We start from the raw sequence: 24,250 nt of genomic DNA, 5'->3' as shown, positions 1-24,250 counted from the left end.
CCTGCGCTAGCCGGTGTGGCCACGCCGCGCGTCCAGCGCCTCGCGCGAACGTTCCAGTTCGTCCGCGATCAGCTTCTCGTCGGGCAGCACCGTCTGATATTCGGCTGCCAGAATCTTGTTCGGCAGGTTGTCCAGCGCGTAGCGCGCCTCGGCACTGCCCTTTCCCGCACACAGGATCAGCCCGACCGGCGGGTTTTCGCCCGGCTTCATCCAGTGCTCGCGCGCGTAGTTCAGATAGAGATGCATCTGGCCTGCGTCGGCGTAGCTGAATCGGCCGACTTTCAAATCGATGACGACGAGACACTTCAGCCGTCGATGGAAAAACAGCAGATCGACGCGAAACCACGTGTCGTCGATGCGCAGCCGTCTCTGTCGTCCGACGAACGCGAAATCGTCGCCGAGTTCGAGCAGGAAATCCGCGAGGCGCCGGATCAGCGCGTCCTCCAGATCCGACTCGGAATATTCGTCCTTGATGTCGAGGAATTCGAGGACGAACGGGTCCTTGATCGCTTCCTCGGGCGTGATTGTGTCGTCGGGAGCGCGCTCGGCGGCCTTTTCCAGCAGCGCCGCCTTGTTTCGCGACAGCGCGAGCCGCTCGAAGAGCTGGCTGTTCACTTGCCGGTCGAGCTGGCGGACCGACCAGCCCTCGCGCAACGCTTCGCTCTCGTAAAAGGCGCGCGCCGCGTCGCTTTTCACGGAGAGCAGGCGCACGTAGGCCGACCACGGTAGTGCGAAGCGGGCAGCGAGCGCGGCGAGACGTACGTCGGCGTTGGGGGACGGCAAGGAAGGCGCGGATTCTCCAGACGCCGTCTGGAGCGTTTGCGAAGCCGTCGCCGATTTTCCAGACGCCGTCTGGAAAATCCGCTCCGGCGGCCATTGCTGATAGAACGCGCGCATATTGGCGAGGTTCGCCTTGCCGAATCCTCTGCCGAAACGGCTCGTCAGATCAGTGGCCAGCCGCGCGATGAGCGTCTCCCCGTAAGCCGCCCGATGCGCGCCGCCCTGCTCCGATTCGACGATCCGCCGCCCGATTTCCCAGTACGAAGCCGTCATGATCGCGTTGACGCTCCGTGCGGCGGCGCGCCGCGCACTCTCGAGCACCTCCACGATGCCCGAACGGAATTTGTCGTAGTCGTTGGCGGAAATCTCTTGCTTGGTCATCCGTCGAAGGTCTCCGTGCGGTGCGGCCCGTCGGGCGCGCATCAGCGCTCGAATATAGCGGAATTCGCCTCCCCGTCGAGGCGCGGCATCCGCACGGAGCTTCGATCTCGTCGATTGTGTGGTCTCCCGACGCGCCCCTCGCGCAAGGCTTGGGGTTACCTTCCGAGGCTCTTCGGCCTCGATCCAGATGTTGTCCACAGTTTCCGTGCACAAGCCTGTGGATATCGTTTCGGCTATCGCCGCAATTCATTGATTCGACAACACTTACATCCGACGCCCAGCGACGCGCCCCGTCGCGCCAGCCGTCTCAGTCGCCGTTCGGCATGCAGGACGCGAGTATCGCGTCGATGCGATTCATCTCGATGCTGAAAATCGACTGCGGCGCGGTGGCGTTCAACTCGTCCGCGGCGGAGCGCGGCAGCGCCATCGCAATGGTGGCCGTCGCGAGCAGCGCGACAACCACTGACAGGAACCAGGAAAAGACGACCATCGCCAACCTCGTCAAGAAGAAAGTCTCTCTGAATCGGCGCGCGTGAACGTCAGCGCGTGATGTGAAGAGTAGGCCTGCGCGATGGTCCGCACAGCCCTCCGGACGGGGGGACTTGAAGGAGGGTAACTACGGGCGCAGGCGCGGCGCGGGCGTGGTCGGGACGTCCTGTGCGAGCGCCGCGGCTTCTTGCGCACCGATGGCGCGGAGATAGCCTTCGCGTTCACGCAGACGACGCCAATATTCGGCGATCGACGGCGCGAAGCCATCGCTCAGATCCAGAAGTTCCGCGAGCATGAGCGCGTAGCCGACGGAAATGTCCGCCGCCGTGAAGCGCCCCGCGCACAGATACGGCTGCGCCGCCAGAAGCGGCGCGAGCGTGCGCAGGCGCGCATGAAACCACCGCGCGTAATCATCGACGATCTGCGGCTGCAGACGCTCCGGCGGCTCCAGATGCGCGTAACGCAGCACGAGCGTCTGCGGAAAAGTGAGCGTCGCTTCGCCGAAGTGCAGGAAGTTGAGATAGCGGCCGAAATCCGCCTCGTGCGGCGCAACGTCGAGCGCGCCCGGCGAGTAGCGCGCCGCGAGATACTGGCAGATCGCCGACGATTCGGTCATGAAGAGCGCGTCTTCCTCGAACGCCGGAATCGTGCCGAGCGGATTCACGTCCTTGAAGCCGCGAGCGAACACGCGCGGCGGAAACGGCAACATCTTCAGTTCGTACGGCACGCCGATTTCCTCCAGCGCCCAGAGCGGCCGGAACGAGCGTGCGCTCACGCAGTGATGCAGTGTAATCACGTCGACAGGCTCCGCTCAGCCGAGCCACGAAGGCTTGCGCTTTTCGAGGAAACTGCGCACGCCCTCGCGCCCTTCGTCCGATGCGCGGATGCGCGCGATGCGCTCGGCGGTCTCGCCAATCAATGCTTCGTCGATATCCTTGCCCGCAAAATCCGCGACGAGCCGCTTGCATTCGCGCACGCCGTTCGGGCTGTTCGCGGCGATGCTGGCAGCGATCGCATCGACGCACGCGTCGAGCTGATCGGCGGCGACGGCTTCATGCACGAAGTTGAGACGCAGTGCTTCGGCGGCATCGAAACGCTCCGCCGTCACGAAGTACCGATGCGCCGCGCGCGCGCCCATTGCGCGGATCACGTAGGGCGCGATCGTCGCGGGCATCAGGCCGAGCTTCGCTTCGGAGAGGCAGAAATGCGCCGTATCCGCCGCGACCGCGATATCGCACACGGCGACGAGGCCCATGCCGCCCGCGTAGGCGTCGCCCTGCACGCGCGCGATCACCGGCTTCCCGCATGCGTAGATCGTGTTCAGCATGGTCGCAAGGCCGAGCGCATCGGCGCGGTTTTCCGCTTCCGAATAGCCCGCCATGCGCTTCATCCAGTTGAGATCCGCGCCCGCGCAGAACGCCGGGCCACTCGCGGCGAGGATGATGACGCGCACGTTGGCGTCGTCATCGAGCGCGCGGAAGGCGGCGGTCAACTCGACGATGGTCGCGTCGTCGAACGCGTTGCGCACGTCGGGTCGATCGAGCGTCACGCGCGCAATGTGTCCTTCGATGCCGAGCTTCAGGCGTTGCAGATTCGATGCGTCGGTCACGATGCCGTCTCCCTCATATGTTCGAATTGAGCGCTACTCAACTTATTTTGCTGTCGTTCGGTATTCATCGTTCAGTGTCTTCGAAAAACGCGCACAAGGTCAACCCAATTCTTTGAGCGAGACTCACAAACACATCGACTCGCATTCTTCCGACGAGACTCATGATCGACATGTGACAGAGCGAGCATGCGCCGACGTAATATACTCGTATATATTACGGTGCTCGCCGAACCGTACGGCCACACGCTCGCGGCCTCCAACGTGCCGCTCAAAGTCGATCCATAACCAGAATGTCAACTCGATTCATGGAGCCTTACGTGAAGATTCGTATTTTGCGCGCTTTGCTGTCCGCCTTCGTTGCGTTCGCCGGGGGCGCGGCCGCAACTTCAGCGCTGGCGGGTGAAGTGCAGGTCGCGGTCGCAGCCAACTTCACGGCGCCCGTGCAGGCGATCGCCGCCAGCTTCGAGAAGGATACGGGCAACAAGGTCGTGGCATCGTTCGGCGCGACGGGCCAGTTTTACGCGCAGATCAAGAACGGCGCACCGTTCGAAGTGTTCCTCGCCGCCGACGATTCCACCCCCGCCAAGCTCGACAGCGAAGGCGCGACGGTGCCCGGCAGCCGCTTCACGTACGCGACGGGCGCGCTCGCGCTGTGGTCCGCGAGTAACGGCTACGTCGACGACAAGGGCTACGTGCTGAAGAAGAACGACTTCCGGCACATTGCCATCGCCAATCCGAAAGCCGCGCCTTACGGCCTCGCCGGCTATCAGACGCTCGACAAGCTCGGCCTGACCGCGGAGATCAAGCCGAAGGTCGTCGAAGGTCAGAACATTTCGCAAACGCAGCAATTCGTCGCGACGGGCAACGCCGAACTCGGCTTCGTCGCGCTCTCGCAGATCTACAAGAACGGCAAGATCACGAGCGGCTCGGCGTGGATCGTGCCGCCTGACCTGCATGAGCCGATCAAGCAGGACGCCGTGATCCTGAACAAGGGCCGTGACAATCCCGTCGCGAAGCAGTTCATCGATTATCTGAAGGGCCCGAAAGCGGCCGCGGTGATCAAGTCCTACGGCTATCAACTGTAATTCCGTCGATGCCCCTCGATAGCACCGATCTCCAGGCCATCACGCTGACGCTCGAGCTGGCGTCGCTGACGACGGCACTCCTGCTCCTCGTCGGCACGCCGATCGGGTGGTGGCTCGCGCACACGCGCTCGAAGCTGAAGGGCATCGTCGGCGCGGTGGTGGCGCTGCCGCTCGTGCTGCCGCCGACCGTCATCGGCTTTTATCTGCTCGTGCTGATGGGCCCGAACGGCTATGTCGGCAGGCTGACGCAGGCGCTCGGCATCGGCTTGCTGCCGTTCACGTTCACCGGGCTCGTGATCGGCTCGGTGATCTATTCGTTGCCTTTCGTCGTGCAGCCTTTGCAGAACGCGTTCGAGGCAATCGGCCGTCGTCCGCTCGAAGCCGCCGCGACGCTGCGCGCCGGCCCGTGGGACACGTTCTTCACGGTGGCGCTGCCGCTCGCGCGACCGGGCATCGTCACGGCGACGATTCTCGGCTTTGCGCACACCGTCGGCGAATTCGGCGTCGTGCTGATGATCGGCGGCAACATTCCGGGACGCACGCGCGTCGTTTCCGTGCAGATCTTCGATCATGTCGAAGCGCTCGAATACGCCCAGGCGCACTGGCTCGCCGGCGGCATGGTGATATTCTCGTTCGTCGTTCTTCTAGTGCTTTATTCCAGCCGACGTTCCGTGGCGGCTCATGTCTGAACTCACGTCCTCCCTTCTCGCGCCCGCCCGCGCGCATCGCGGCTCCGACGAGGCTATCGCGGCGCGCTTTCTCGTCGAGTACGAGGGCTTCACGTTCGATCTCGATCTCACGTTGCCCGGGCGCGGCGTCACCGCGATCTTCGGCCATTCCGGTTCCGGCAAGACCACGCTCTTGCGATGCCTCGCGGGACTCGCGCGACCGCGCGTCGGGCGGCTCGTCGTCAATGGCGAAGTGTGGCTCGATACCGAACGCAACATCTTTCTGCCGACGCACAAGCGGCCGCTCGGCTATGTCTTTCAGGAAGCGAGCCTCTTTCCACATCTGAGCGTGCAAAAGAACCTGCGCTTCGGGCTCGATCGCGTGCGGTCGGCCGCGCGGGGCGTGGATCTGTCGCAGGCGGCGGAACTGCTCGGCATCGGGCATTTGCTGGAGCGCATGCCCGCCGGCTTGTCGGGCGGCGAGCGGCAGCGCGTGGGCATCGCGCGGGCGCTGCTGACGAGCCCGCGTCTGCTTCTGCTCGATGAACCGCTCGCGTCGCTCGATCAGAAGCGCAAGCTCGAAATCCTGCCGTATCTGGAACGTCTGCACGACGAGCTGGATATCCCCGTGCTCTATGTGAGCCATGCGCCGGAAGAAGTCGCGCGCCTCGCGGATCATCTCGTGCTGCTCGAAGGCGGTCGCGCGCTGGCGAGCGGCCCCATCGCCGAGACGCTCGCGCGGCTCGACCTGCCGCTCGCAATCGCCGACGATGCATCGGTCGTGTTCGAAGGCATCGTCGAGGGATACGACAATGCATACGGCCTGCTCACGCTCGCGTTGCCTGGCTCTCGCGCCAAGCTCGCCGTCGTGCATGCGCCGATGGCCGAAGGCAAGTCGATGCGCGTGGCCGTGAAAGCGCGCGACGTGAGTCTCATCACCGGCACGCACGAGCACGAGCGCAGCAGCGTGCTCAATGTGCTGTCCGCGACGGTCGTCGGCATTGCGGGCGACGTCAATCCTTCGCAAGCCGTAGTGCGCCTCGATGTCGACGGCTCGCCGCTGCTCGCGCGCGTCACGCGCTATTCGATCGACCGGCTCGGCATCGTCGAAGGCATGCAGTTATGGGCCCAGGTCAAGGCGGTGTCGCTACTCGCCTGAGCGCGCCTTCAGCGCCGCGTATTGCAGGAGCATGATCGTTTTGCCGTCCATGATTTCGCCGCGCTCGATCATCTGCATGGCCGTTTGCAAGGGCACTTCGATCGTCTCGATCTCCTCGCCCTCTTCCTCGACGCCGCCGCCCTCCGATACGCGCATCGCGCTGTCGTAGTCGCCGATATAGAAGTAGAGCTTCTCCGTCACCGATCCGGGGCTCATGAACGCCTCGAAGATCTTTTCGACGTGATGCACCCGATAGCCCGTTTCCTCTTCCACTTCGGCGCGGATGCGCTCTTCGGGCGTTGCGTCGTCGAGCAGGCCGCCGGGCGATTCGATCAGCATGCCGTCATGTCCGTTGACGAACGCAGGCATGCGGAACTGGCGCGTCAGCAGCACGTTGCCGGTGTTGCGCTCGCGCAGCAGGATGGTCGCACCGTTGCCGCGGTCATAGGTTTCGCGGCTTTGACGCTGCCAGACGCCGTCGCGACGCTGAAAATCGAAGGTCACTTTTCTGAGGACGTACCAGTCGTCGGACAGCACTTCGGTTTTGAGGACGCGCACACGCGCTTTCGTTTCCATCGGATCACCTGTTCGACAATTCGTTGAACTCATGCTAACGTGCAACTTCGTGCAAAATCAAGAAATTTCGTGCAAGACAATGTTGACCAGCCAACGCAAGAAAGCGATCCTCGATGCCCTCGCGCGCGACGGGCAAGTGCTCGCCACGGAACTGAGCGCGCGATTCGGCATTTCCGAGGACACCGTCCGCCGCGATTTGCGCGAACTCGCCGCCGAAGGACTGCTGCAGCGCGTGCATGGCGGCGCGCTGCCCGCTTCGCCCGCGGTCGCGCCGTTCGCGCGGCGCGAGCAAATGGAGTCGGACGCGAAACGGCGCATCGCGAAGAAGGCGGCGGAGATGATCGCGCCGGGGCAGGTCGTGATCGTCGATGGCGGCACGACGTCAGCGCTGCTCGTGCGTCAACTTCCCGGGAATCTGCGCGCGACGATCGTCACGCATAGCCCGAGCGTCGCGGTTGCGCTGGCGGAGCACGCATCGGTCGACGTCGTGCTGATCGGCGGCAAGCTCTACAAGCATTCGATCGTCACCGTCGGCGCGGCCGCTGTCGAAGCCATGTCGCACATCCATGCCGACATCTTTTTCATGGGTGTCACCGGCGTGCATCCGACAGCCGGGCTCACGACCGGCGATTTCGAGGAAGCGCACATCAAGCGTGCGCTGTCGGCGCGCGCGGCGGAAACCGTCGTGCTCGCGTCGGCGGCGAAGCTCAACGCGGCGTCGGCTTACAGGATCGGCGGAATCGAGCTCGCGCGGACGATCATCGTCGAAAAGGCAGCCGACACGAAGCTCACCGAGCCGTTCGAACAAGCCGGAATGACCGTGCTGCGCGCCTGAAATCACGACACTTTGTTACCGGGTAACGCGCCGAAAAATACGCGCCCGCTCGTGTAATTGAATTTCTCCAGCAACTGGAATAGCGTTGAAAGATGCGCCATGTCCGGTCAACAGCGGAGGTCGGATTTCCGTTATAGGCATCGACACCGCAAACAATTTTTCTGGAGAAGGTCGTGAATCGCCTCAAGGCTTTTATCGCGCTATCGCTGATTGCGAGCGCGGGCGTGACCGCCAACGCGTATGCCTGGTCACGCGTCGGCGTTTGGGTCGGCGGACCCGTGTATTACCCATACCCCATGGCACCCGCGCCGTACTACTACTATCCGCCGCCGCCCGTGGTCGTCCAGCCTTCCGCGCCGGTGCAATATGTCGAGCAGGGCCAGCCGGCCGCCGATCCGGGCGCGCCCGCCCAGCAAGCCGGCATGTGGTACTACTGCGACTCCGCGAAGGCTTACTACCCGTACGTGAAGCAATGTGCCGACGCATGGCGTCCGGTTCCGGCTACGCCGCCGCCGTCGAACTGACGCTTTTCGGCGCCCTGAAACACACAACGAAGCGAATTCGCAAGATTCCATGAACTACTCAAGGCTTGCCCTGCTCCTCGCGGCGATCGGTCTTTCGGCCTGTACCGTGATGCCCACCGGCCCTAGCGTGATGGCGCTCCCCGGCAGCACCAAGACGTTCGACCAGTTCCGCGCCGACGATTCCTCGTGCCGCCAGTTCGCCCTCAATCAGGTCGGCGGCGTGGATGCCAATCAGGCGGCGACCAACAGCGCGGTCGGCAGCGCGGTCGTCGGCACTGCGCTCGGCGCGGCGGCGGGCGCGGCGTTCGGCGGCGGCTCGGGCGCGGCCATCGGCGCGGGCGCGGGCTTGCTGACGGGCAGCGCGTTCGGCGTCGGCGCATCGCAGGCATCGGGTTACACCGTGCAGCAGCGCTACGATTACGCCTATCTGCAATGCATGTATGCCGCGGGCGACAAGGTGCCGGTGCGCGGCGCCACGCGCACCGTCCAGCCGTCCGGGGCGTACAGCACGACACCGCCGCCACCACCTCCGCCGCCGGGCTGGCAGCCACCGCCCGGAACGTACTGACAACGTCGTCAACGCCGCACGCGCCGGCCGTCGCCGCCGGCGTTCAGCGGCGCGTCGGGCACGAAGGCCGGCGCAACGAGCAGCCCCGTGACCCAGCCGATGTAAAACCGCAAGTCGCTCCAGAACTCCGATCGTTCATAAACGCGAAACGCCTGGACGTGTGCGAGCCATAGGACGAGTTGCAGCGCGCCGGTCAACACGAGCCAGGCGAGCGCGATCACACCGGTCGCGCGGGCGCAGCGCCTGAACGTCGACGCATCCCACTGTTCCCGCACGATAATGCATCCCGCGATCAGCACGCAGGTCGCCGGAATCACGCTCGTCACGAGCACGTGCGCGCTCCATCCGAATATCACGCCGGCGACGAAGGTGGCGATCACCGCCAGTGCCGCCACGGACCATGCGAGCCACGACGGCGCTCGCGCGGCCATCCACGCGAGCGTGATGAAAAACGGTGTGACCGCCCATTGCAGCGCCTGCCCGACGGCTCTCGCGAGGTTCTCGCTTGCGTGTTCGTTCGAATGGCTCGCCGCGACGTACACGGTGATTGCCTCATGCACGCAGACGGCGACGATCGCGAAGCTCAACGCCTCGCACGCGGCGAAGGCCGGCGATTTCTCCGCGTGCTCGTGCGCGTCGCCGAGACTGCGCACGCGTTCCAGAACGGGCTCGACGAAAAACGCGAGGATCGCGCCGATGAGGAGCGCGGCGGCGGCATCGATCAGGGAAAAATGGCCGAAGACAGAAAAGAGACCCTGCCACAGAAATTCGGGCGCGGCCGCGCACACGGCCACCCACAACGCGAAGAAGAACCCGTTCGAAGCACTTCTGAGCGGCATGGCCACCTCGATGCGTTTTTAGTGCTCTGGCAGCGGCGCGTCCTTCACACGGTCGATCAACGCCGCGCGCACGCGCTCGCGCAGGTCGGCGGGTAGCGAGAAACATTCGTAGGCGAGCGCCTGCGCGACGGTCACGACGCGCATTTCTTCGTAGCGGCGGCCGCTGCCGATCATCGCTTCGAATGCATTGGCGCGCTCGTTGATTTCGATCGGATCGGCATCGACGAGCAGGACGGCGTGCGCGAGCACCGCGTAAAGCGGCTGATCCGTGTCGCCGTGCGGCACGCGCCGCCAGTACTGCGCCGTGCCCGCGACCTTGCGCGCGTCGTCGCCGGGACCCCATGCGAGATTGAAGCGGCCGTCGCAGAACGAGCCTTCCACGGCCTGCCAGTGCGTCAGCACGCCGAGCGAGTTGAGCGCATTCGCGAGAATTCTGCACAGATGCAGGTAGACGGCTTCGGAGAGCGTGCCCATCGGCGCGCGCACCGGATACGCGAGGCTAAGATTGAGAATGCCCGGGCCTTGTGGCACCAGGCCGCCGCCCGACAGACGCAGCCACACGGGACAGCCGCGCTGTGCGAAAGCCTCGCGCGCATCGGCGAGCGCCGCGTAACGCTGATAGCTGCGCGGCACGACCAGCGAAACGGGCGCTTCCCAGACATGCGCGACAGCCTCGCCGGCGGCCGCGCGTGAGAGAAGCGCTTCCTCGGCGTCGAGCGGGTCGCCGGAAAGGGAAACGGGATCGATCAGTTGGAAGGGCATGGAATCGATGTCCGGGCGCGTCGCGAGCGACGCCATCCACGCATGGTAGCCAATAACCGCGAAAGACGAGCGCGCCCCGTCGGCGGCCTTCGCCGGCGGGGCGCGCGCGGCTCGTGGCGGATCAGCCGCCCTTCGCCACGTGCTCCTTCAGCAACGCATTGACTTCGTTCGCCTTCTCCATCTGGCTCATATGGCCGGCATCGTCGAAGATGCGCACGGTTGCGCCTTCCGGCGCCTGCTTCGCGTGCGCGGCCGGGATGATCTGGTCCTTTTCGCCCCAGATCACGAGCACCGGCTTGCCCGTCGCGGCCAGCTTGCCGCCCGGCTGCGCGCTCTGCCTGCCGCCCGCGAACAGCCCGCCGTTGAGCGATGTCAGCGCCTCGCTGACGCCATCGAGCCGCTTGTACTTCAGCAGATCGTCGAGCATCTGGCGGCTCACCAGCTCGGGGTTCGCGAACAGCAACTCCACGACCGGCTTCAGCTCGCGGCGCGATTCCGCCGTCACGAAGCCTTCGGTGTACGCGTTGTTCACTTCATCGCCGAAACCGGCAGGTGAAATGAGCGACACCGATTGCACACGCGCCGGCTGGTCGACGGCCATCTGCGCCGCGATCCCGCCGCCCATCGAGTGTCCGACGAGATGCGCGCGGTCGATCGACACCGCGTCCATGAACTTCCCGACGAAGCCCGCGAGATCCGCCAACGACGTTCCCGGCACTTTCGGCGTCGATTGCCCGTGCCCCGGCAGATCGAGCGCGAACACGCGATTCTTCTCCGCGAGCGCGTCGAGATTGAAGAGCCAGTTGTCGAGATCGCCGCCGAAGCCGTGAATGAACAGCACCGCGGGCCGGCTCGCGTCGTCGCCGCCGCGCGATGCGTAGCGCACGCGAATGCCGTCGACATCGACGAAGTGATACGCCGCGGCTTCTTCGCCCTCTTCCTCGTCTTCGGCGGGCGTCACGTACGACGACACATACGCGTCGATATCGGCGTCGCTCACATCCGGCGCCGCGAGCACGCCGAGCAGCGCCTTCACGGGCAGCGTATCGCCTGCCTCCGCCACTTTGCGCCGCAGCAAGCCGGCGTCGGGCGCTTCGACGGCATTGGCGATCTTGTCGGTTTCGACATCGAGAATCGGCATGCCGACGGTGATTTCCGTGCCCTCCTCCACGAGCCACTCGTTGACCGTGCCTTCCTTCATCGACAAGCCCCATTTGGGCATCACGATCGGTGTGATTGCGGACATCAGTGCTTTCCTCCCTTCATGGTTTTTCGTGCGGCGTCGGCGATCTGCGCGGCGCTCGGAATGTACAAATCTTCGAGCGTCGGCGAGAACGGCACCGGCGTATGCGGCGCGCAGACCATCTGGATGCCGGCCTTCAGCGCGCCGAACGCCTGCTGCGCGACCTGCGCGGAAATATCGGTGGCGATGTTGCAGCGCGGATTCGCTTCATCGACGACGACGAGCCGCCCCGTGTTCTCGACCGTCTCCAGCACCGTGTCGATATCGAGCGGCGACAGCGTGCGCAGATCGACGACTTCCGCTTCGATGCCTTCCTTCGCGAGCGTCGAGGCCGCTTCCAGCGCGCGATGCACCATCAGTCCATACGTGACGATGGAAACGTCCTTGCCGTCGCGCACGACGTTCGCCTCGCCGAACGGAATCGCGTACGAGTTCTCGGGCACTTCGCCTTCGAAACCGTAGAGGTTCTTGTGCTCGCAGAAGATGACGGGATCGTTGTCGCGAATTGCCTGGATCAACAGGCCCTTGGTGTCGTACGGCGTGCTCGGGCAGACGACTTTCAAGCCCGGAATGTGCGTGAACAGGGACGTCAGCATCTGGCTATGCTGAGCCGCCGCGCGAAAGCCCGCGCCGACCATCGCGCGAATCACGACGGGCGTTTCCGCCTTGCCGCCGAACATGTAGCGGAACTTGGCGGCCTGATTGAAGATCTGGTCGAAGCACACGCCCATGAAGTCGATGAACATCAGCTCCGCGACCGGGCGCATGCCGCACGCCGCCGCGCCGATCGCCGCGCCGACATACGCGGATTCCGACAGCGGCGTATCGAGCAGTCTGTCGCCGTGCTTCGCGTAAAGCCCCTTCGTCACGCCGAGCACCCCGCCCCACGCGTCTTTCTCGCCGTCCGCGCCTGCGCCGCCGACGATGTCCTCACCCAATACGATGACGCTCGGATCGCGCGTCATTTCCTGATCGATGGCTTCGTTGATCGCCATCTTCATGCTCAGTTTGCGGGCCATGATTGTCGTCTCCAGGATTCAGTATTTGACGTAGACATCGGTGAGCAGATCGGCGGCGGTCGGCAACGGCGCGTCCTTCGCTTCCTGCACCGCCCGGTCGATCAGCGCGGCGACTTCCTTGTCGATCGCGTCGAGTTCTCCGGGGGAAATCACATCGGCCTGCGTGACGGCGGCCGCGAACTTCTTCAGGCAATCCTTGTTCGAGCGGATATCGTCGAGCTCGCCCGGCGCGCGATAGGTCTGCGCATCACCTTCGAAGTGGCCGTAGAAACGGATCATCTTGCACTCGAGCAGCGCCGGCCCGCCGCCTTCGCGCGCGCGCTTGATCACTTCGCCCGCCGCCTCGTACACCGCGAAGAAATCCGTTCCGTCGACGGTCACGCCCGGAATGCCGAAGCCCGCCGCACGATCCACATAACTGTCGACCGCCGTGCCGTAATCGCGCGCCGTGGACTCCGCATAGCCGTTGTTCTCGATCACGAAGATCACCGGCAGATTCCACACGGCCGCGAGGTTCAGGCTTTCGAGAAACGTGCCCTGGTTGGACGCACCGTCGCCGGCGAAGGTGATGCCCACTTCTCCCTTGCCGCGAAACTTCGCCGCGAGCGCCGCGCCGCAGATCAAGGGCGCGCCCGCGCCGAGGATGCCGTTGGCGCCCATCATCCCTTTCGACAAATCGGCGATATGCATCGAGCCGCCCTTGCCGTTGCATGAACCGCCCTTCTTGCCGTAGATCTCCTTCATCATCGCGACCGGATCGACGCCTTTCGCGATGCAGTGCCCGTGTCCGCGGTGCGTGCTCGCAATGCGGTCGCCGTCGTTCAGATGGGTCATGATGCCGACGCCCGCCGCTTCCTCGCCCGCGTACAGGTGCACGAAACCGGGAATGTCGCCGCGTCCGAAATCGACGTGCAGGCGTTCCTCGAAATCGCGAATCGTGCGCATCTTGCGATACGCGCCCAGCAGTTCTTCCTTAGAGAGCGGCAAGCCGCCCGCGTGCTGTTGCGACGCTGTCATGTCTGTCTCCTTCGTTGGGGTGGTCTAGCGGGTATTGCTTTTGAGCTGACGCATCAGCCCGGATGCCGCCGCGTAACGCATGCACGCGGCGACATCGATGCTGCGAAAGGCGTTTTCCCGGAGCGTGACGGTCACTTCGTCGCCGGGGCCGAAGGCGAGTTCGCGTTCGCCGTCCAGCGCGACGATGCCCGAGCGCTGCTTCACGCGATGCGGCACACCGTCGGCCAGGCGCGTCCAGTTCGCGATCGGCACGGCTTCGATGAGACCCGGCGCGATCGGCGCGTGCAGATCGAACTCGCCCTGACCCGGCGCCGCGAGTTCGATGGCGACGCCGCCCGGATCGTGCCGCCCGAGCGGTTCGAGCAGACCCGCGATCGCCGACATGCCGATCGCCTGCGGATCGGCGTAAGAGACGTAGACGGCGGCGAGCGTGTCGATCTTCCACAGCGCCCGCGCGCCGATGAAATGCTCGTGCGAGATGACAGCATCCACGAGCGCGATATCGCGGCGCACGCCGCCTTTCGAATCGCGTATCTCGATGTCGAGCCGCTTGTTCGACGCGAGCGCTTCGCTCGATGGAACGCGGCCCGTCGCATACAGCCCGGCCGCGAGTCCCGAGATGGTCGGCTCGCGCATTTCCGGATACGCGTTGTTCGTGCCCGTCGAAAGCCCCGCGATCGGCACTTGTCCGCACTCGCGCACGACGGCGCGATGCGTGCCGTCGCCACCGAGCACGATGAGCGCATCGACGCCGGCCTCGCGCATCGTGCGTGCGGCGCGAAAGGTGTCGTCGACACGCGCGGTCACGGGCATGCCGAGAAATTCGACCTTGGCGAGCGATGCATCCGGGCCGTGCTTGCGCGCGAGATGGCGCTCGAGCATGACCTTCAGGCCTTCGCGGTCGGGCATCATCAGCACGCGTGCGACGCCGCACGACGCAAGCGACGAGAGCAGCCGCAAGACGATATTCACGCGATCCGCGAGTTGCAGGCTGTTCGCGTTCGCGATGACGCGCCGGATGTCGCGCGCCGAAACAGGATTGGCGATGATGCCGACGAGCGGCGTTGCGCTCTCACGCATGCCTTGTCTCCGCTTTGTGTTTTGTGCGGCGGATAAAGGCAAGCGCCATGCCAATCGGACAGGCGTTTTCAGGCGTGAAAAAGCGAGGGATTACCCGCGAAAAACGGGCGTTTCAGAGGGCGTACGGAGCGCCGCCGTGACAGGTGTCACAGCGGCAGGTGTATCGACGGGGGTACAGGCGTATCGGCTCAGTGCCCGTTCGCGTCGCGCTGATTCGGCGAGCGGATGCCGTAGCGCGCCATGCGCCGATACAGCGTCATGCGGCTCACGCCGATCTGCCGCGCGACCGCGCTCAGGTTCCAGCTCGCGGCGCGCAGATACTGCATCAGCAGCATGCCTTCCGGCGGCAGCCGATGCGGGTCGAAGTCCTCGATGACGCGCGGCGGCGGCTCGACCGGCGCGGCCGCGCCCGCGAATCCTTCCGGCAGGTCTTCCACGTCGATCAGACCATCCGAGCACACCGCGCGCGCATAACGCAGCACGTTGCAGAGCTCGCGCAGATTCCCCGGCCATGCATGCCGGTGCAGGCGCTCGCGCGCCGCGGGCGACAGCGTGACCGCGCCTTCGAGGAATTTGTCGACGAGCCAGTCGAGATCGCTTCGCTCGCGCAGCGGCGGCAGCGTGAAGCGCGCCCCGTTCAGGCGGTAGTACAGGTCTTCACGGAAACGCCCGTCCTGCATGAGCGCGTCGAGCGAATGATGCGTCGCGGAAATGACGCGCACATCGACCGATACGGGCCGCGACGCGCCGATCGCGAGCACTTCGCCTTCGGCCAGCACGCGCAGCAGACGCGATTGCAGGTCGCGCGGCATGTCGCCGATTTCGTCGAGAAAGAGCGTGCCGCCGTCCGCTTCCTGGATGAGCCCGCGCTTGCCCTTCGCGCCCGCGCCGGAGAAGCTGTTCGGAAGATGCCCGAACAGCTCGCTCTCGATGAGCGTCTCCGGAATCGCCGCGCAATTCACTGCGACGAACGGCCCCGCGCGACGCGCGCTCGCGCGATGCAGCGCCTTCGCGAAGAACTCCTTCCCGCTGCCGGTTTCGCCGTTGATGAGCAGATTGATCGGCGAATCGACGAGCTTCGCGGCGCGTTCCAGCTGTCGCGTGAGCGCGGGGTCGCCGCCGCTCAGCGCGGCCAGCGGCGCGGGCACGTCGATGTTGCGCCGTGCAGTCGCGTGCGCGGCCGGCGTAAAGCACGGCGCAGGCGGCATCACGCTCAGGTAGAGCAGCGCGCCCGATTTCGCGAGCGGCACCGCGCGCAGCTCGCTCGGCCGCGAATACACGAAGCGGCCGAGCTCTTCGATGCGCGTATCGAAGAGCGTATCGAACGGCATGCCGATCAGCGACGCCGCCGCTTCTCCGGGCGCGATCGGCCGGCCAATCTCGGCTGCGAGCATCGCGTGGGCGCGGCGATTGTGTCCGACGATGCGCCCGCTCGCATCGAGCGCGATCAGATATTCGGGATCGACATCGACGAATTCGGGCGCCGTGTTCAGCTTCAGGATCCAGTCCTGCCGGTGCGTGCGCAGGAAGTTCGCGTTCTCGATATGCCCCGCGTAGATGCGCACGAGTTGCAGCGCGAGATTCTGGCTGTCGCGCGCTTGCGGCGACGTGAGCGCGGAGATATCGAGGATTGCGGCAAGCGCCCCGCGCGAATCGTAGAGCGGCGCGGCGGTGCATGTCAGCGGGATGTGCGTCGCGTCGAAATGATCGACCTGATGCACGGTGAGCGCCTGGCCCGTCGTGAGCGCGGTGCCCACCGCGCACGTGCCCGCGCCGGCTTCGCTCCATTCCGCGCCGAGATAGAGGCCCGCGCGGCGCAGAGCGAAATCGGTGTTCGAGTCGCCGATGTAATCGACCGTCACGCCGAGCGCATCGGTCAGGAGCACGACGTAGCCCATGCCCGCGACCTGCTCGTAAAGCGTCTCGAGACCGTGACGCGCGATGCGCGCGAAATCGTCGATGCGCTGCTGATGTTCGCGCAGGCGCGTCTGCGGCAGGATGCGCGCTTCCTGCATGCGCGACGGATCGAGCCCGTACTGATGCACGCAACGCCGCCACGAAGACTGAATGATGTTCTCGTGCGTGCGCACCAGCGCGGGGGCGGACACGACCTGTTCCGCCCACGTCGTCGCTGCGACGACTGCCTCGATGTGCTCGCGTTGCCGCATGTCCATCGCGCTCTCCTTGTCTCCTTGAGTGAGGCATTTATCGGCGCCTGGCAGCGCGCTTTCGTTTTGATCGCCTCCCGGAATGCTTTCATTCTTCGCTGGTGCAAACGCGGGAGAAACCGATTCGCACGAGCGTGTGTCAGGCCATATGATGCTCGAATCGGCAGAAGGCGTCATGCGGCGATAGCGCTGCGCTGCAACATAAACGCATGCTGATAACCCGGCGCATCAAAACGAAAAGACAGGAGACGACGGATGGCAAAGATCGCCTATGAAGACTTCGAGCGACAGATCGTGCAGCATCACATCATCAAGGGCAACGTGTATGAGAACGGCGCGGCGCTCGTCGAGCGCGCGAACAGGTGGATCGCGGAGAACGGAATCGACGTGCTGAACGTCGAGAGTCTCTCGACGTTCGGCGCCGGCGACGATACCAGCGTGAGCCGCTGGTACTCGGGCATTCGCGTCTGGTATCGGACTGCGTAGACGACTTAACCGCGGCCGACGAACGGCATCTTGGTCGCCATCACGGTGTGAAACAGCACGTTGGCTTCGAGCGGCAGATTCGCCATGTACAGCACCGACTGGCCGACGATCTTCACGTCCATCATCGGCTCGACGGCGATCTCGCCGTTCGCCTGCGGCACGCCGCGCGACATGCGCTCGGACAGCTCGGTGTATGCGTTGCCGACGTCGATCTGTCCGACCGCGATGTCGTACTTGCGGCCGTCGAGCGATGCGGTTTTCGTGAGGCCCTGCACCGCGTGCTTCGTCGCCGTGTAGGCCGCCGAGTTCGGGCGCGGCGCGCTCGCGGAAATGGAGCCGTTGTTGATGATGCGGCCGCCCATTGGCATTTGCGCCTTCATCGTGCGGAACGCCTGCTGCAGGCAAAAGAACATGCCGTTCAGATTGATGTCCACGACATTGCGCCATTGCTCCGGCGTCCAGTCCTCGAACGGTCCGGGCGGATTCGTCACGCCGGCGTTGTTGAACAACAGATCGACGCGGCCGAAGTGCTCGACCGCCGCCTTGAAGAGCTTTTCGACCGATTGCGGATCGGAGACGTCGGTGGGTACGGCGAGCGCGCGGGCGCCGGCGTTCGATTCGCCGATCACCGCATCGAGCGGCGCGGGACGCCTTCCCGCCAGCACGACCGACCAGCCGTCGCCGAGCAGCGCGAGCGCGGCCGCGCGCCCGATGCCGCTACCCGCTCCGGTGACGATGGCGATTCGTTGAGACTGGTTGGCTGCGTCGGACATGTTGGCGTTCTCCTGTTGTTATGCGCGCGACACATGCGCGCGCCGAAATCGGGAGAACATTATCGCGATGAATCAGCGATTGCGCGATGCTTCCGTCGTGACCGGGCCCGCTGTCGTCGTGTTATGCACGCCGCTGCCGTCGCAAAAAACGGCGGTCATCAGCATCGGCACGACCTGTTTCACGACGGCCGTGCTGCCCGATTCGCGCACTTTCGCCTCGACCGTCTCCGCCGCGGCGAGCACCACGACGCCGTATGCGGAGTCGTTGATCGGCTGGCCGCTGCCGCGCTTGAACATGTCGTCGCCCTGCTCGTAGCCCAGCACGGCGTAGACGCGAAAGCCGTATGCGGTGAGCTCGCTGCCCTGCGTCGGCTTGAATGCATTCACGGAATTCGCTTCGACGCGCATGGGGCGCGCATCGATGGACTTGTTGGCGACAAGCGGCGCGATGAACCTGTGCGCACTGGATTTGCAGTCGAGCTGGCTTTCGAGAGGCGTCGCATCGCACAGGCTGGGCAGCAGTCCCCCGACCACGGCAGCGAATGCGGTGAGCGTTGCGAGAGGAGCGGTTTTCATGGCAGCGGTAACCAACGGTTCGTAAAGTTCCGACATTGATGCTCGGGCATCCGCATCGATGCAATAAGCGAGCCAGCAAATCGGCCCGCACTTCGCGCACACGCTGTAGTGTTCCCGCAAGGGCTTGGTTTCTTCTTTGTTGGCTGGCTTCTTGACCCGGGCGCTTCGCGCAATCCTCGTGCTCGTCCGGCAGCGATTTCTACAAGCGTGTAGTGGAGGTACACACAGACTCTGCGCTTCGACAGGCCGCGTCTGTACGAGATCCCTCAATCTTTGTCTTTCGATGCGTCCGCCCGATGACACGCCGCACAGCCGCGGTGCGGAACACGGAAATCGGCGAAATGGTTATATTCGCGGTTCGACTTTTGAGGACGTTACATGACCGCACTCTCCGATTTTCCCATCACCCGCAAATGGCCCGCTCAGCACCCGGAGCGCATCCAGCTCTACTCGCTGCCGACGCCCAACGGCGTGAAAGTCTCGATCATGCTGGAGGAAACCGGCCTGCCCTACGAGCCGCATCTCGTGCGCTTCGACAAGAACGATCAGATGTCGGAGGAATTTATATCGCTCAATCCGAACAACAAGATTCCCGCAATCATCGACCCGAACGGGCCGAACGGCGAACCCATGCCGTTGTTCGAATCCGGCGCGATTCTCATCTATCTCGCGGCGAAGAGCGGCCAGTTGATGCCCGACGACCTGGCGAAACGTTATGAGACGCTGCAATGGCTGATGTTCCAGATGGGCGGCATCGGCCCGATGTTCGGGCAAGTCGGCTTCTTCCATAAGTTTGCAGGGAAGGAATACGAGGACAAGCGGCCGCGTGCGCGTTACGTCGCGGAATCGAAGCGGCTGCTCGCGGTGCTCGACAAGCGGCTCGACGGCCGCGACTGGATCATGGGCGACGAATACAGCATCGCCGATATTTCGATGTTCCCGTGGGTGCGTAATCTGATCGGCTTTTATGAGGCGCGCGAACTCGTCGATTTTCATGAGTTCAAGAACGTCGAGCGTGTGCTTGAAGCATTTCTGGCGCGACCTGCCGTGAAGCGCGGGCTGGAGATTCCGAAGCGCGATTGATCATCGCGTGCCCGCGCCGGGCGCGCGGGCATCCGCCCCTTTGTTGGTAACGCGCACGCAAACGTATGCGGCGCGCGCAGGAGACGGTTGTCACATGAACGTCTTGCACGACCGGTAGATTGCGCTCTCCGAAAATGTCTGATGATTGGCCGATCGCGGCGCGTTATGCCGCGCTCAAGGCCTCCGGACTTCCCCGCGCACCTCTCTCGTCTACCGAAGAACATGTCAAAGCTCACCGTCAAGGCGCGCCTCGCGATCGTCACGAGCGCGGTCGCGGCCGTGCTCGTCACCGTCGGCGGCGTCGGATTATTCGGCGTCCAGCAAGGCAATGCCGCGCTGCGTCACGTCTACGAAGGCCGCGCGCAGGCGCTGCAAACCATCTCGACCATCGACGAGATCATCACGCAAAGCCAGTTCGCGATCAGCGACGCGGTGCTCGATCCATCGGCGCAGAAAACGCAAGCCGTGGTCGCGTCGACGCAGCAGCGCATTGCGAACGTCGATGCCCTGCTCGGCCGCTATCTGCGCTATCCGCTCGATGCAACCGAGGCGCCGCGCGCAAAACGGCTCGCCAGCGACTGGGCGACGTTGCGCGACAAGGGATTTCGTCCGACGACCGACCTGCTCGCCGCGAACAATTTGTCCGAAGCGCAGTGGATCGTGACGCAGCAGATCGAACCGCAGGCCGCGCGCGTCAAGAAGGAAAGCACCGAGCTGCGCGCGTTTCAGCTCACCGCCGCGCAGCAGGAATACGACGACGCGCAGCGCGTGAGTCGCCTCGTGCAGTGGACGGTCGGCGCGTGCATCGCTATTGGCGTGGCGCTCGTCGGCGGGCTGTGCCTTTCGATGGCGCGCACGCTCGTGCGTCAACTCGGCGGCGAGCCGGAGCTTGCGGCGAGCGTCGCCCGGCGGGTGTCGAAGGGCGATTTGCTGACGGACGTGCCCGTCGCGCCGGGCGACACGCAAAGCCTGATGCACGCGATGAGCCTGATGCGCAGCCAACTCGCGTCGATGGTCGGCGACATCAAGCGCTCGACGGACACCATCGGCATCGCAACTGCGGACATCACCGAGGGCAATCACGCGCTGTCGGCGCGCACGGAAGAGCATGCGGCGAGCTTGCAGCAGACGTCGGCGAGCATGGAGCAGATCGCGGCGACCGTGCGCACGAACGCCGAACACGCGAACCGCGCACGCGAACTCGCGAAGGAAGCGTCGGCGCGCGCAAAGGACGGCGAGCGCGCCGTCGCCGATGCAATCGCGCGCATGACCGATCTGTCCTCACGGTCGGCGCAAATCGGGCACATCACGAGCGTCATCGAATCCATTGCATTCCAGACCAATTTGCTCGCGCTGAATGCCGCAGTGGAAGCGGCGCGCGCCGGATCGCTGGGGCGCGGTTTCGCGGTCGTGGCGGAGGAAGTGCGTGCGCTCGCGCGGCGTTCGTCGACTGCGGCGAAGGAGATTTCGCAACTGACGCGGGAGGTAAACGCTCACGTCGAATCGAGCGGCGCGACGGTCATGCGCGCAGGCGCGACGCTCGCCGATTTGCTCGATTCCGTCGACGGCGTGTCCGCGCTGGTCGAAGCAATCGCCACGGCATCGCGCGAGCAAAGCAGCGGCATCGACGAAGTGAATGACGCGGTATCGCAGATGGATCGGCTGATGCAGAAGAACGCCGCGCTCGTGAACGAAGCGTCGACATCGGCGTTATCGCTCGATGCACAGGCGCGCGAGCTCAGGCAGACTGTGCGGGCGTTCCAGGTCTAGCGGATTTATTCGCGATCGACATGATTTTTTTAACCGGTTCAGAATGGGAGACGAAGAAGCGCGAATTTCGTTCGCCGGCTGAAATGCGTTACGCATCAGGAGGTTGATCCGGCGATGCTCAGGATATCCACATGCTTGTCCAGCCAAACTGTGGACAAGCGTTGGTCGTTTCCAGCCGAGGTAAATTCGCCGAACGTGCACGTCCTTCGATGCGATATCTGACGGTGGTGACGCTCATGGATACCCTCTTCTGCTCTCATTCCGCTCGTGCGTATTCGTTCCGCTCCGCTCGATCGCGGCGATTTCCTGCCATCGCCGCAATCGGCATGATCTGCGTCGCGGCTCACGCGCAAACGCAATGCCCGAGCTACGTCGAAACCGACGCCGGCAGCGCGTTCGACGTCGCCTCGATCATCCGGGACACGGGCTCGCCGCAATCCGCGCTGGACAAGGTGCGCAGCGCCGTCGCGCGAGTCAACGCGGGCGGCGGATGCTCGATCTTCCGCGACCGTCTCGCCTGCGAGGAAACGCTGTCACTCGCAAACAAGGCGATCGCCGCGCTCCAGGCGTGTGCCGCGTCGAAGCTGCCAAAGGGCACTGCGCGCGGTTGATTCTGTTCGGAAATAAAAAAGCGCGTACCGCCTGATTGGGCGGCACGCGCTATCGAGTTCATCCGAACGTAGTGCGGACGGCTCGGAAGATCAGCGATCCAGGAACGGACGCAGCTTGTCGGCGCGGCTCGGATGCATGAGCTTGCGCATCGCCTTGCTTTCGATCTGACGAATACGCTCGCGCGTCACGTCGAACTGCTTGCCCAGTTCTTCGAGCGTATAGTCCGAAGCCGTGTCGATGCCGAAGCGCATACGCAACACCTTTGCCTCGCGCGGCGACAGCGCGTTGAGCGCGTCGTCGATCGCAGCGCGCATGTTCGCGTGCACGGCAGCATCCGCCGGAGAAGCGGCGCCCTGGTCTTCGATCATGTCGCCCAGGGTCGCATCGGCATCTTCACCGACCGGCGTTTCCAGCGACACCGGCTGCTTCGCGATCTTGAGAATGCCGCGGATCTTCTCTTCCGGCATTTCCATACGCTCGGCGAGCACGGACGGATGCGCTTCCTGTCCCGTCTGTTGCAGGATTTCGCGCGAGATGCGGTTCAGCTTGTTGATCGTTTCGATCATGTGAACCGGCACGCGAATGGTGCGCGCCTGATCGGCGAGCGAACGCGTCACGGCCTGGCGAACCCACCACGTGGCGTACGTCGAAAACTTCCAGCCGCGGCGATATTCGAACTTGTCCACTGCCTTCATCAGACCGATGTTGCCCTCCTGGATCAGATCCAGGAACTGCATGCCGCGATTCACGTACTTCTTCGCGATCGAAATGACGAGACGCAAGTTCGCTTCGATCATCTCGCGCTTGGCTTGACGCATCTTGAGCTCGGCTGCCGTCATCTGACGGTTGATCTGCTTCAGCTGCTTGAGCGGCATCTCGACCGTGCCTTCGATGTCGATGAGCTTTTGCTGCTCGGCCTGAATCGCCGGCAAGCTGCGCTCGAGCGACGCGCCGTATTGCTTCGAGCCCGCGGCCGCGCGCGACGTCCATTCGAGATCGGTCTCGTGACCGACGAATGATTCGACAAACTTCTCGCGCGGCATGCCGCAACGATCCACCGCGATCTGCAGCACGCGACGTTCGATATCACGCACCTGCGCCACTTGCTGCTGAACATTGACACACAGGCGGTCGATGGTTTTCGCGGTAAAGCGGATCGAACCGAGCTCGCGCTGGATCTCGGCACGCGCTTTTTCTACAGCTTTCGCCGCGACCGCGCCCGAACCCTTAGGATTGCTCGCTTGTTCGGCCAACTCGCGCACGCGCGCAAAGATCTCGAGACAGTCGGCCTTCAGTTGCTTCAGGCGCGCTTCGTTCGATGCACCGGCATCGCCGCCGTCGAGATCGTCATCGTCCTCGTCGTCGCTGTCGGATTCGTCGGTATCCGTATCGATGTCCGTGGAGTCGTTCGTATCGGACGCCGAAATATCTTCGTCTGCCGTGTCCTCTTCCTTCAGGCCGTCGACGAGATCGTCGATCTTCAGCTCACCCGATTCGACTTGCGCCGCATCCGCGAGAATGGTCGCGACGGTCGACGGGCACGCCGCGATCGCCTGGATCATCTCGTGCAGGCCGTCTTCGATTCGCTTCGCGATGGCGATTTCGCCGGCACGCGTGAGCAGCTCGGTCGCGCCCATTTCGCGCATGTACATGCGAACCGGATCGGTCGTGCGGCCGAATTCGGAGTCGACCGTGGACAACGCGTTTTCCGCTTCTTCGTCCGATTGCTCGTCGGTGACCACGCTCGGGGCGCTATCGCTCAGAAGCAGCGTTTCGGCATCCGGCGCCTGTTCGTAGACCGCGACACCCATGTCGTGGAACGTGCTGACGATGGTTTCCATCGCAGCCGTCTCAGCGAAGTTGTCCGGCAGGTGGTCGTTGATCTCAGCGTGCGTGAGGTATCCGCGTTCCTTGCCCAACTGGATGAGCGCGCGCATCTGGCGCTGCCGCTCTTCATTTTGCTCAGCGGTCATCGCGACATCGGGCTGTATCGTGCCGGCCTGGCCCTTCCCTTTGTTCGCCCGCCGGCCGGGTGCCTTGCGCGCCGGCGCGACGATATCCAGCTCCGAATCTTCCCGATCAAAACTTGCCATACTTTCTCCTCGACAGGTTTGCTCGGCGACGACAGATCCCCGGGAGCGAGCGTAA

General features: G+C 64.3%; 25 protein-coding genes. 10 read left to right on the top strand and 15 right to left on the bottom strand.

Translation table 11 applies throughout. The annotated features are described in order from the left end of the window. Positions 1–6: 6 nt before the first annotated feature. The 4 genes from NCR38_RS25375 to NCR38_RS25360 all read right to left on the bottom strand — a co-directional run bounded on the left by NCR38_RS25375 (position 7) and on the right by NCR38_RS25360 (position 3,259). A complete protein-coding gene (locus NCR38_RS25375; protein ID WP_250477765.1) occupies positions 7–1,161 on the bottom strand; it encodes a YhcG family protein in 1,155 nt (384 codons plus the stop codon). Between the two features lie 307 nt (positions 1,162–1,468). Beyond that, positions 1,469–1,651 carry a hypothetical protein gene (locus NCR38_RS25370; protein WP_061116154.1) on the bottom strand — a complete coding sequence of 61 codons (183 nt, stop codon included), beginning with the start codon at positions 1,649–1,651 and terminating at the stop codon, positions 1,469–1,471. Between the two features lie 126 nt (positions 1,652–1,777). Beyond that, complete coding sequence (locus NCR38_RS25365) at positions 1,778–2,446, bottom strand: glutathione S-transferase family protein (RefSeq protein WP_061116153.1); 669 nt, start codon at positions 2,444–2,446, stop codon at positions 1,778–1,780. Between the two features lie 15 nt (positions 2,447–2,461). Then, a complete protein-coding gene (locus NCR38_RS25360; RefSeq protein WP_250477764.1) occupies positions 2,462–3,259 on the bottom strand; it encodes an enoyl-CoA hydratase/isomerase family protein in 798 nt (265 codons plus the stop codon). A gap of 317 nt (positions 3,260–3,576) precedes the next feature. On the opposite strand from NCR38_RS25360, the gene modA reads away from it, so the two are divergent. The 3 genes from modA to modC are packed head-to-tail and all read left to right on the top strand — an operon-like array spanning position 3,577 to position 6,171. Continuing rightward, complete coding sequence (gene modA, locus NCR38_RS25355; protein ID WP_409241440.1) at positions 3,577–4,344, top strand: molybdate ABC transporter substrate-binding protein; 768 nt, start codon at positions 3,577–3,579, stop codon at positions 4,342–4,344. Between the two features lie 8 nt (positions 4,345–4,352). Next, positions 4,353–5,033, top strand: coding sequence for a molybdate ABC transporter permease subunit (modB, locus tag NCR38_RS25350; RefSeq protein ID WP_061116152.1), 681 nt, complete (start codon positions 4,353–4,355; stop codon positions 5,031–5,033). After that, on the top strand, positions 5,026–6,171 hold the full coding sequence (gene modC, locus NCR38_RS25345) for a molybdenum ABC transporter ATP-binding protein (RefSeq protein WP_061116151.1): 1,146 nt from the start codon (positions 5,026–5,028) through the stop codon (positions 6,169–6,171). Before modB ends, modC begins: the two co-directional genes overlap by 8 nt. Here the strand turns inward: modC and NCR38_RS25340 are convergent. Beyond that, entirely contained in the window at positions 6,160–6,747 is a 588-nt protein-coding gene (locus tag NCR38_RS25340) for an NUDIX domain-containing protein (RefSeq protein WP_061116150.1), read from the bottom strand. The two genes, modC and NCR38_RS25340, sit on opposite strands and share 12 nt — an antisense overlap. A 31-nt stretch (positions 6,748–6,778) precedes the next feature. On the opposite strand from NCR38_RS25340, the gene NCR38_RS25335 reads away from it, so the two are divergent. The 3 genes from NCR38_RS25335 (at position 6,779) to NCR38_RS25325 (ending at position 8,674) form a co-directional block, all read left to right on the top strand. Continuing rightward, on the top strand, positions 6,779–7,582 hold the full coding sequence (locus NCR38_RS25335) for a DeoR/GlpR family DNA-binding transcription regulator (RefSeq protein ID WP_061116149.1): 804 nt from the start codon (positions 6,779–6,781) through the stop codon (positions 7,580–7,582). Positions 7,583–7,755: 173 nt separating this feature from the next. After that, complete coding sequence (locus NCR38_RS25330) at positions 7,756–8,106, top strand: hypothetical protein (protein WP_061116148.1); 351 nt, start codon at positions 7,756–7,758, stop codon at positions 8,104–8,106. Positions 8,107–8,155: 49 nt separating this feature from the next. Beyond that, positions 8,156–8,674: a YMGG-like glycine zipper-containing protein gene (locus tag NCR38_RS25325; RefSeq protein WP_061116147.1), complete on the top strand. Its 519-nt coding sequence runs from the start codon at positions 8,156–8,158 to the stop codon at positions 8,672–8,674. An 8-nt stretch (positions 8,675–8,682) separates the two neighbouring features. Here the strand turns inward: NCR38_RS25325 and NCR38_RS25320 are convergent, their stop codons facing one another. The 7 genes from NCR38_RS25320 to NCR38_RS25290 form a co-directional block, all read right to left on the bottom strand. Beyond that, entirely contained in the window at positions 8,683–9,513 is an 831-nt protein-coding gene (locus NCR38_RS25320; RefSeq protein WP_086960683.1) for a hypothetical protein, read from the bottom strand. 18 nt (positions 9,514–9,531) lie between these two features. After that, positions 9,532–10,275: a lipoyl protein ligase domain-containing protein gene (locus NCR38_RS25315; RefSeq protein WP_061116494.1), complete on the bottom strand. Its 744-nt coding sequence runs from the start codon at positions 10,273–10,275 to the stop codon at positions 9,532–9,534. 121 nt (positions 10,276–10,396) lie between these two features. Further along, positions 10,397–11,521: an acetoin dehydrogenase dihydrolipoyllysine-residue acetyltransferase subunit gene (locus NCR38_RS25310; protein WP_061116145.1), complete on the bottom strand. Its 1,125-nt coding sequence runs from the start codon at positions 11,519–11,521 to the stop codon at positions 10,397–10,399. Further along, entirely contained in the window at positions 11,521–12,537 is a 1,017-nt protein-coding gene (locus tag NCR38_RS25305) for an alpha-ketoacid dehydrogenase subunit beta (protein WP_061116144.1), read from the bottom strand. The genes NCR38_RS25310 and NCR38_RS25305 overlap by 1 nt, the downstream gene beginning before the upstream one ends. An 18-nt stretch (positions 12,538–12,555) precedes the next feature. Next, a complete protein-coding gene (locus NCR38_RS25300; RefSeq protein WP_061116143.1) occupies positions 12,556–13,554 on the bottom strand; it encodes a thiamine pyrophosphate-dependent dehydrogenase E1 component subunit alpha in 999 nt (332 codons plus the stop codon). Positions 13,555–13,578: 24 nt separating this feature from the next. Further along, entirely contained in the window at positions 13,579–14,634 is a 1,056-nt protein-coding gene (locus tag NCR38_RS25295; RefSeq protein ID WP_250477763.1) for an ATP-NAD kinase family protein, read from the bottom strand. Positions 14,635–14,822: 188 nt separating this feature from the next. After that, positions 14,823–16,808, bottom strand: a complete 1,986-nt coding sequence (locus NCR38_RS25290) for a sigma-54-dependent Fis family transcriptional regulator (RefSeq protein ID WP_061116493.1) — start codon at positions 16,806–16,808, stop codon at positions 14,823–14,825. Positions 16,809–17,057: 249 nt separating this feature from the next. On the opposite strand from NCR38_RS25290, the gene NCR38_RS25285 reads away from it, so the two are divergent. Further along, positions 17,058–17,288 carry a hypothetical protein gene (locus tag NCR38_RS25285; protein ID WP_250477762.1) on the top strand — a complete coding sequence of 77 codons (231 nt, stop codon included), beginning with the start codon at positions 17,058–17,060 and terminating at the stop codon, positions 17,286–17,288. A gap of 5 nt (positions 17,289–17,293) precedes the next feature. On the opposite strand, the gene NCR38_RS25280 is transcribed toward NCR38_RS25285, so the two are convergent. Both NCR38_RS25280 and NCR38_RS25275 read right to left on the bottom strand, forming a co-directional pair. Continuing rightward, complete coding sequence (locus NCR38_RS25280; RefSeq protein WP_061116140.1) at positions 17,294–18,061, bottom strand: SDR family oxidoreductase; 768 nt, start codon at positions 18,059–18,061, stop codon at positions 17,294–17,296. 72 nt (positions 18,062–18,133) lie between these two features. Beyond that, positions 18,134–18,637: a hypothetical protein gene (locus NCR38_RS25275; RefSeq protein WP_061116492.1), complete on the bottom strand. Its 504-nt coding sequence runs from the start codon at positions 18,635–18,637 to the stop codon at positions 18,134–18,136. Positions 18,638–19,015: 378 nt separating this feature from the next. Between NCR38_RS25275 and NCR38_RS25270 the strand changes: the two genes are divergently transcribed. From NCR38_RS25270 to NCR38_RS25260, 3 genes are all read left to right on the top strand, one after another. Continuing rightward, complete coding sequence (locus NCR38_RS25270) at positions 19,016–19,720, top strand: glutathione S-transferase N-terminal domain-containing protein (RefSeq protein WP_061116139.1); 705 nt, start codon at positions 19,016–19,018, stop codon at positions 19,718–19,720. Between the two features lie 222 nt (positions 19,721–19,942). Then, positions 19,943–21,490, top strand: a complete 1,548-nt coding sequence (locus NCR38_RS25265; protein WP_061116138.1) for a methyl-accepting chemotaxis protein — start codon at positions 19,943–19,945, stop codon at positions 21,488–21,490. Between the two features lie 236 nt (positions 21,491–21,726). Next, positions 21,727–22,101: a hypothetical protein gene (locus tag NCR38_RS25260; RefSeq protein WP_061116491.1), complete on the top strand. Its 375-nt coding sequence runs from the start codon at positions 21,727–21,729 to the stop codon at positions 22,099–22,101. Between the two features lie 90 nt (positions 22,102–22,191). On the opposite strand, the gene rpoD is transcribed toward NCR38_RS25260, so the two are convergent. After that, positions 22,192–24,195: an RNA polymerase sigma factor RpoD gene (rpoD, locus tag NCR38_RS25255; protein ID WP_061116137.1), complete on the bottom strand. Its 2,004-nt coding sequence runs from the start codon at positions 24,193–24,195 to the stop codon at positions 22,192–22,194. Positions 24,196–24,250: the final 55 nt, after the last annotated feature.

Origin of the sequence: Caballeronia sp. INML1, assembly GCF_023631085.1 — a bacterium.
Lineage (GTDB): Bacteria > Pseudomonadota > Gammaproteobacteria > Burkholderiales > Burkholderiaceae > Caballeronia > Caballeronia turbans.
Note: the sequence above shows the minus strand (reverse complement) of the source record. Positions and strands in the feature narration are given on the sequence as shown.

Bases quoted from the DNA above. Each gene is read 5' to 3' on its own strand.
- NCR38_RS25375 (WP_250477765.1), bottom strand. From the start codon at position 1,161: ATGACCAAGCAAGAGATTTCCGCCAACGACTACGACAAATTCCGTTCG.
- NCR38_RS25370 (WP_061116154.1), bottom strand. From the start codon at position 1,651: ATGGTCGTCTTTTCCTGGTTCCTGTCAGTGGTTGTCGCGCTGCTCGCG.
- modB (WP_061116152.1), top strand. From the start codon at position 4,353: ATGCCCCTCGATAGCACCGATCTCCAGGCCATCACGCTGACGCTCGAG.
- modC (WP_061116151.1), top strand. From the start codon at position 5,026: ATGTCTGAACTCACGTCCTCCCTTCTCGCGCCCGCCCGCGCGCATCGC.
- NCR38_RS25340 (WP_061116150.1), bottom strand. From the start codon at position 6,747: ATGGAAACGAAAGCGCGTGTGCGCGTCCTCAAAACCGAAGTGCTGTCC.
- NCR38_RS25335 (WP_061116149.1), top strand. From the start codon at position 6,779: ATGCTAACGTGCAACTTCGTGCAAAATCAAGAAATTTCGTGCAAGACA.
- NCR38_RS25325 (WP_061116147.1), top strand. From the start codon at position 8,156: ATGAACTACTCAAGGCTTGCCCTGCTCCTCGCGGCGATCGGTCTTTCG.
- NCR38_RS25320 (WP_086960683.1), bottom strand. From the start codon at position 9,513: ATGCCGCTCAGAAGTGCTTCGAACGGGTTCTTCTTCGCGTTGTGGGTG.
- NCR38_RS25315 (WP_061116494.1), bottom strand. From the start codon at position 10,275: ATGCCCTTCCAACTGATCGATCCCGTTTCCCTTTCCGGCGACCCGCTC.
- NCR38_RS25310 (WP_061116145.1), bottom strand. From the start codon at position 11,521: ATGTCCGCAATCACACCGATCGTGATGCCCAAATGGGGCTTGTCGATG.
- NCR38_RS25305 (WP_061116144.1), bottom strand. From the start codon at position 12,537: ATGGCCCGCAAACTGAGCATGAAGATGGCGATCAACGAAGCCATCGAT.
- NCR38_RS25300 (WP_061116143.1), bottom strand. From the start codon at position 13,554: ATGACAGCGTCGCAACAGCACGCGGGCGGCTTGCCGCTCTCTAAGGAA.
- NCR38_RS25295 (WP_250477763.1), bottom strand. From the start codon at position 14,634: ATGCGTGAGAGCGCAACGCCGCTCGTCGGCATCATCGCCAATCCTGTT.
- NCR38_RS25290 (WP_061116493.1), bottom strand. From the start codon at position 16,808: ATGGACATGCGGCAACGCGAGCACATCGAGGCAGTCGTCGCAGCGACG.
- NCR38_RS25285 (WP_250477762.1), top strand. From the start codon at position 17,058: ATGGCAAAGATCGCCTATGAAGACTTCGAGCGACAGATCGTGCAGCAT.
- NCR38_RS25280 (WP_061116140.1), bottom strand. From the start codon at position 18,061: ATGTCCGACGCAGCCAACCAGTCTCAACGAATCGCCATCGTCACCGGA.
- NCR38_RS25275 (WP_061116492.1), bottom strand. From the start codon at position 18,637: ATGAAAACCGCTCCTCTCGCAACGCTCACCGCATTCGCTGCCGTGGTC.
- NCR38_RS25270 (WP_061116139.1), top strand. From the start codon at position 19,016: ATGACCGCACTCTCCGATTTTCCCATCACCCGCAAATGGCCCGCTCAG.
- NCR38_RS25265 (WP_061116138.1), top strand. From the start codon at position 19,943: ATGTCAAAGCTCACCGTCAAGGCGCGCCTCGCGATCGTCACGAGCGCG.
- NCR38_RS25260 (WP_061116491.1), top strand. From the start codon at position 21,727: ATGGATACCCTCTTCTGCTCTCATTCCGCTCGTGCGTATTCGTTCCGC.
- rpoD (WP_061116137.1), bottom strand. From the start codon at position 24,195: ATGGCAAGTTTTGATCGGGAAGATTCGGAGCTGGATATCGTCGCGCCG.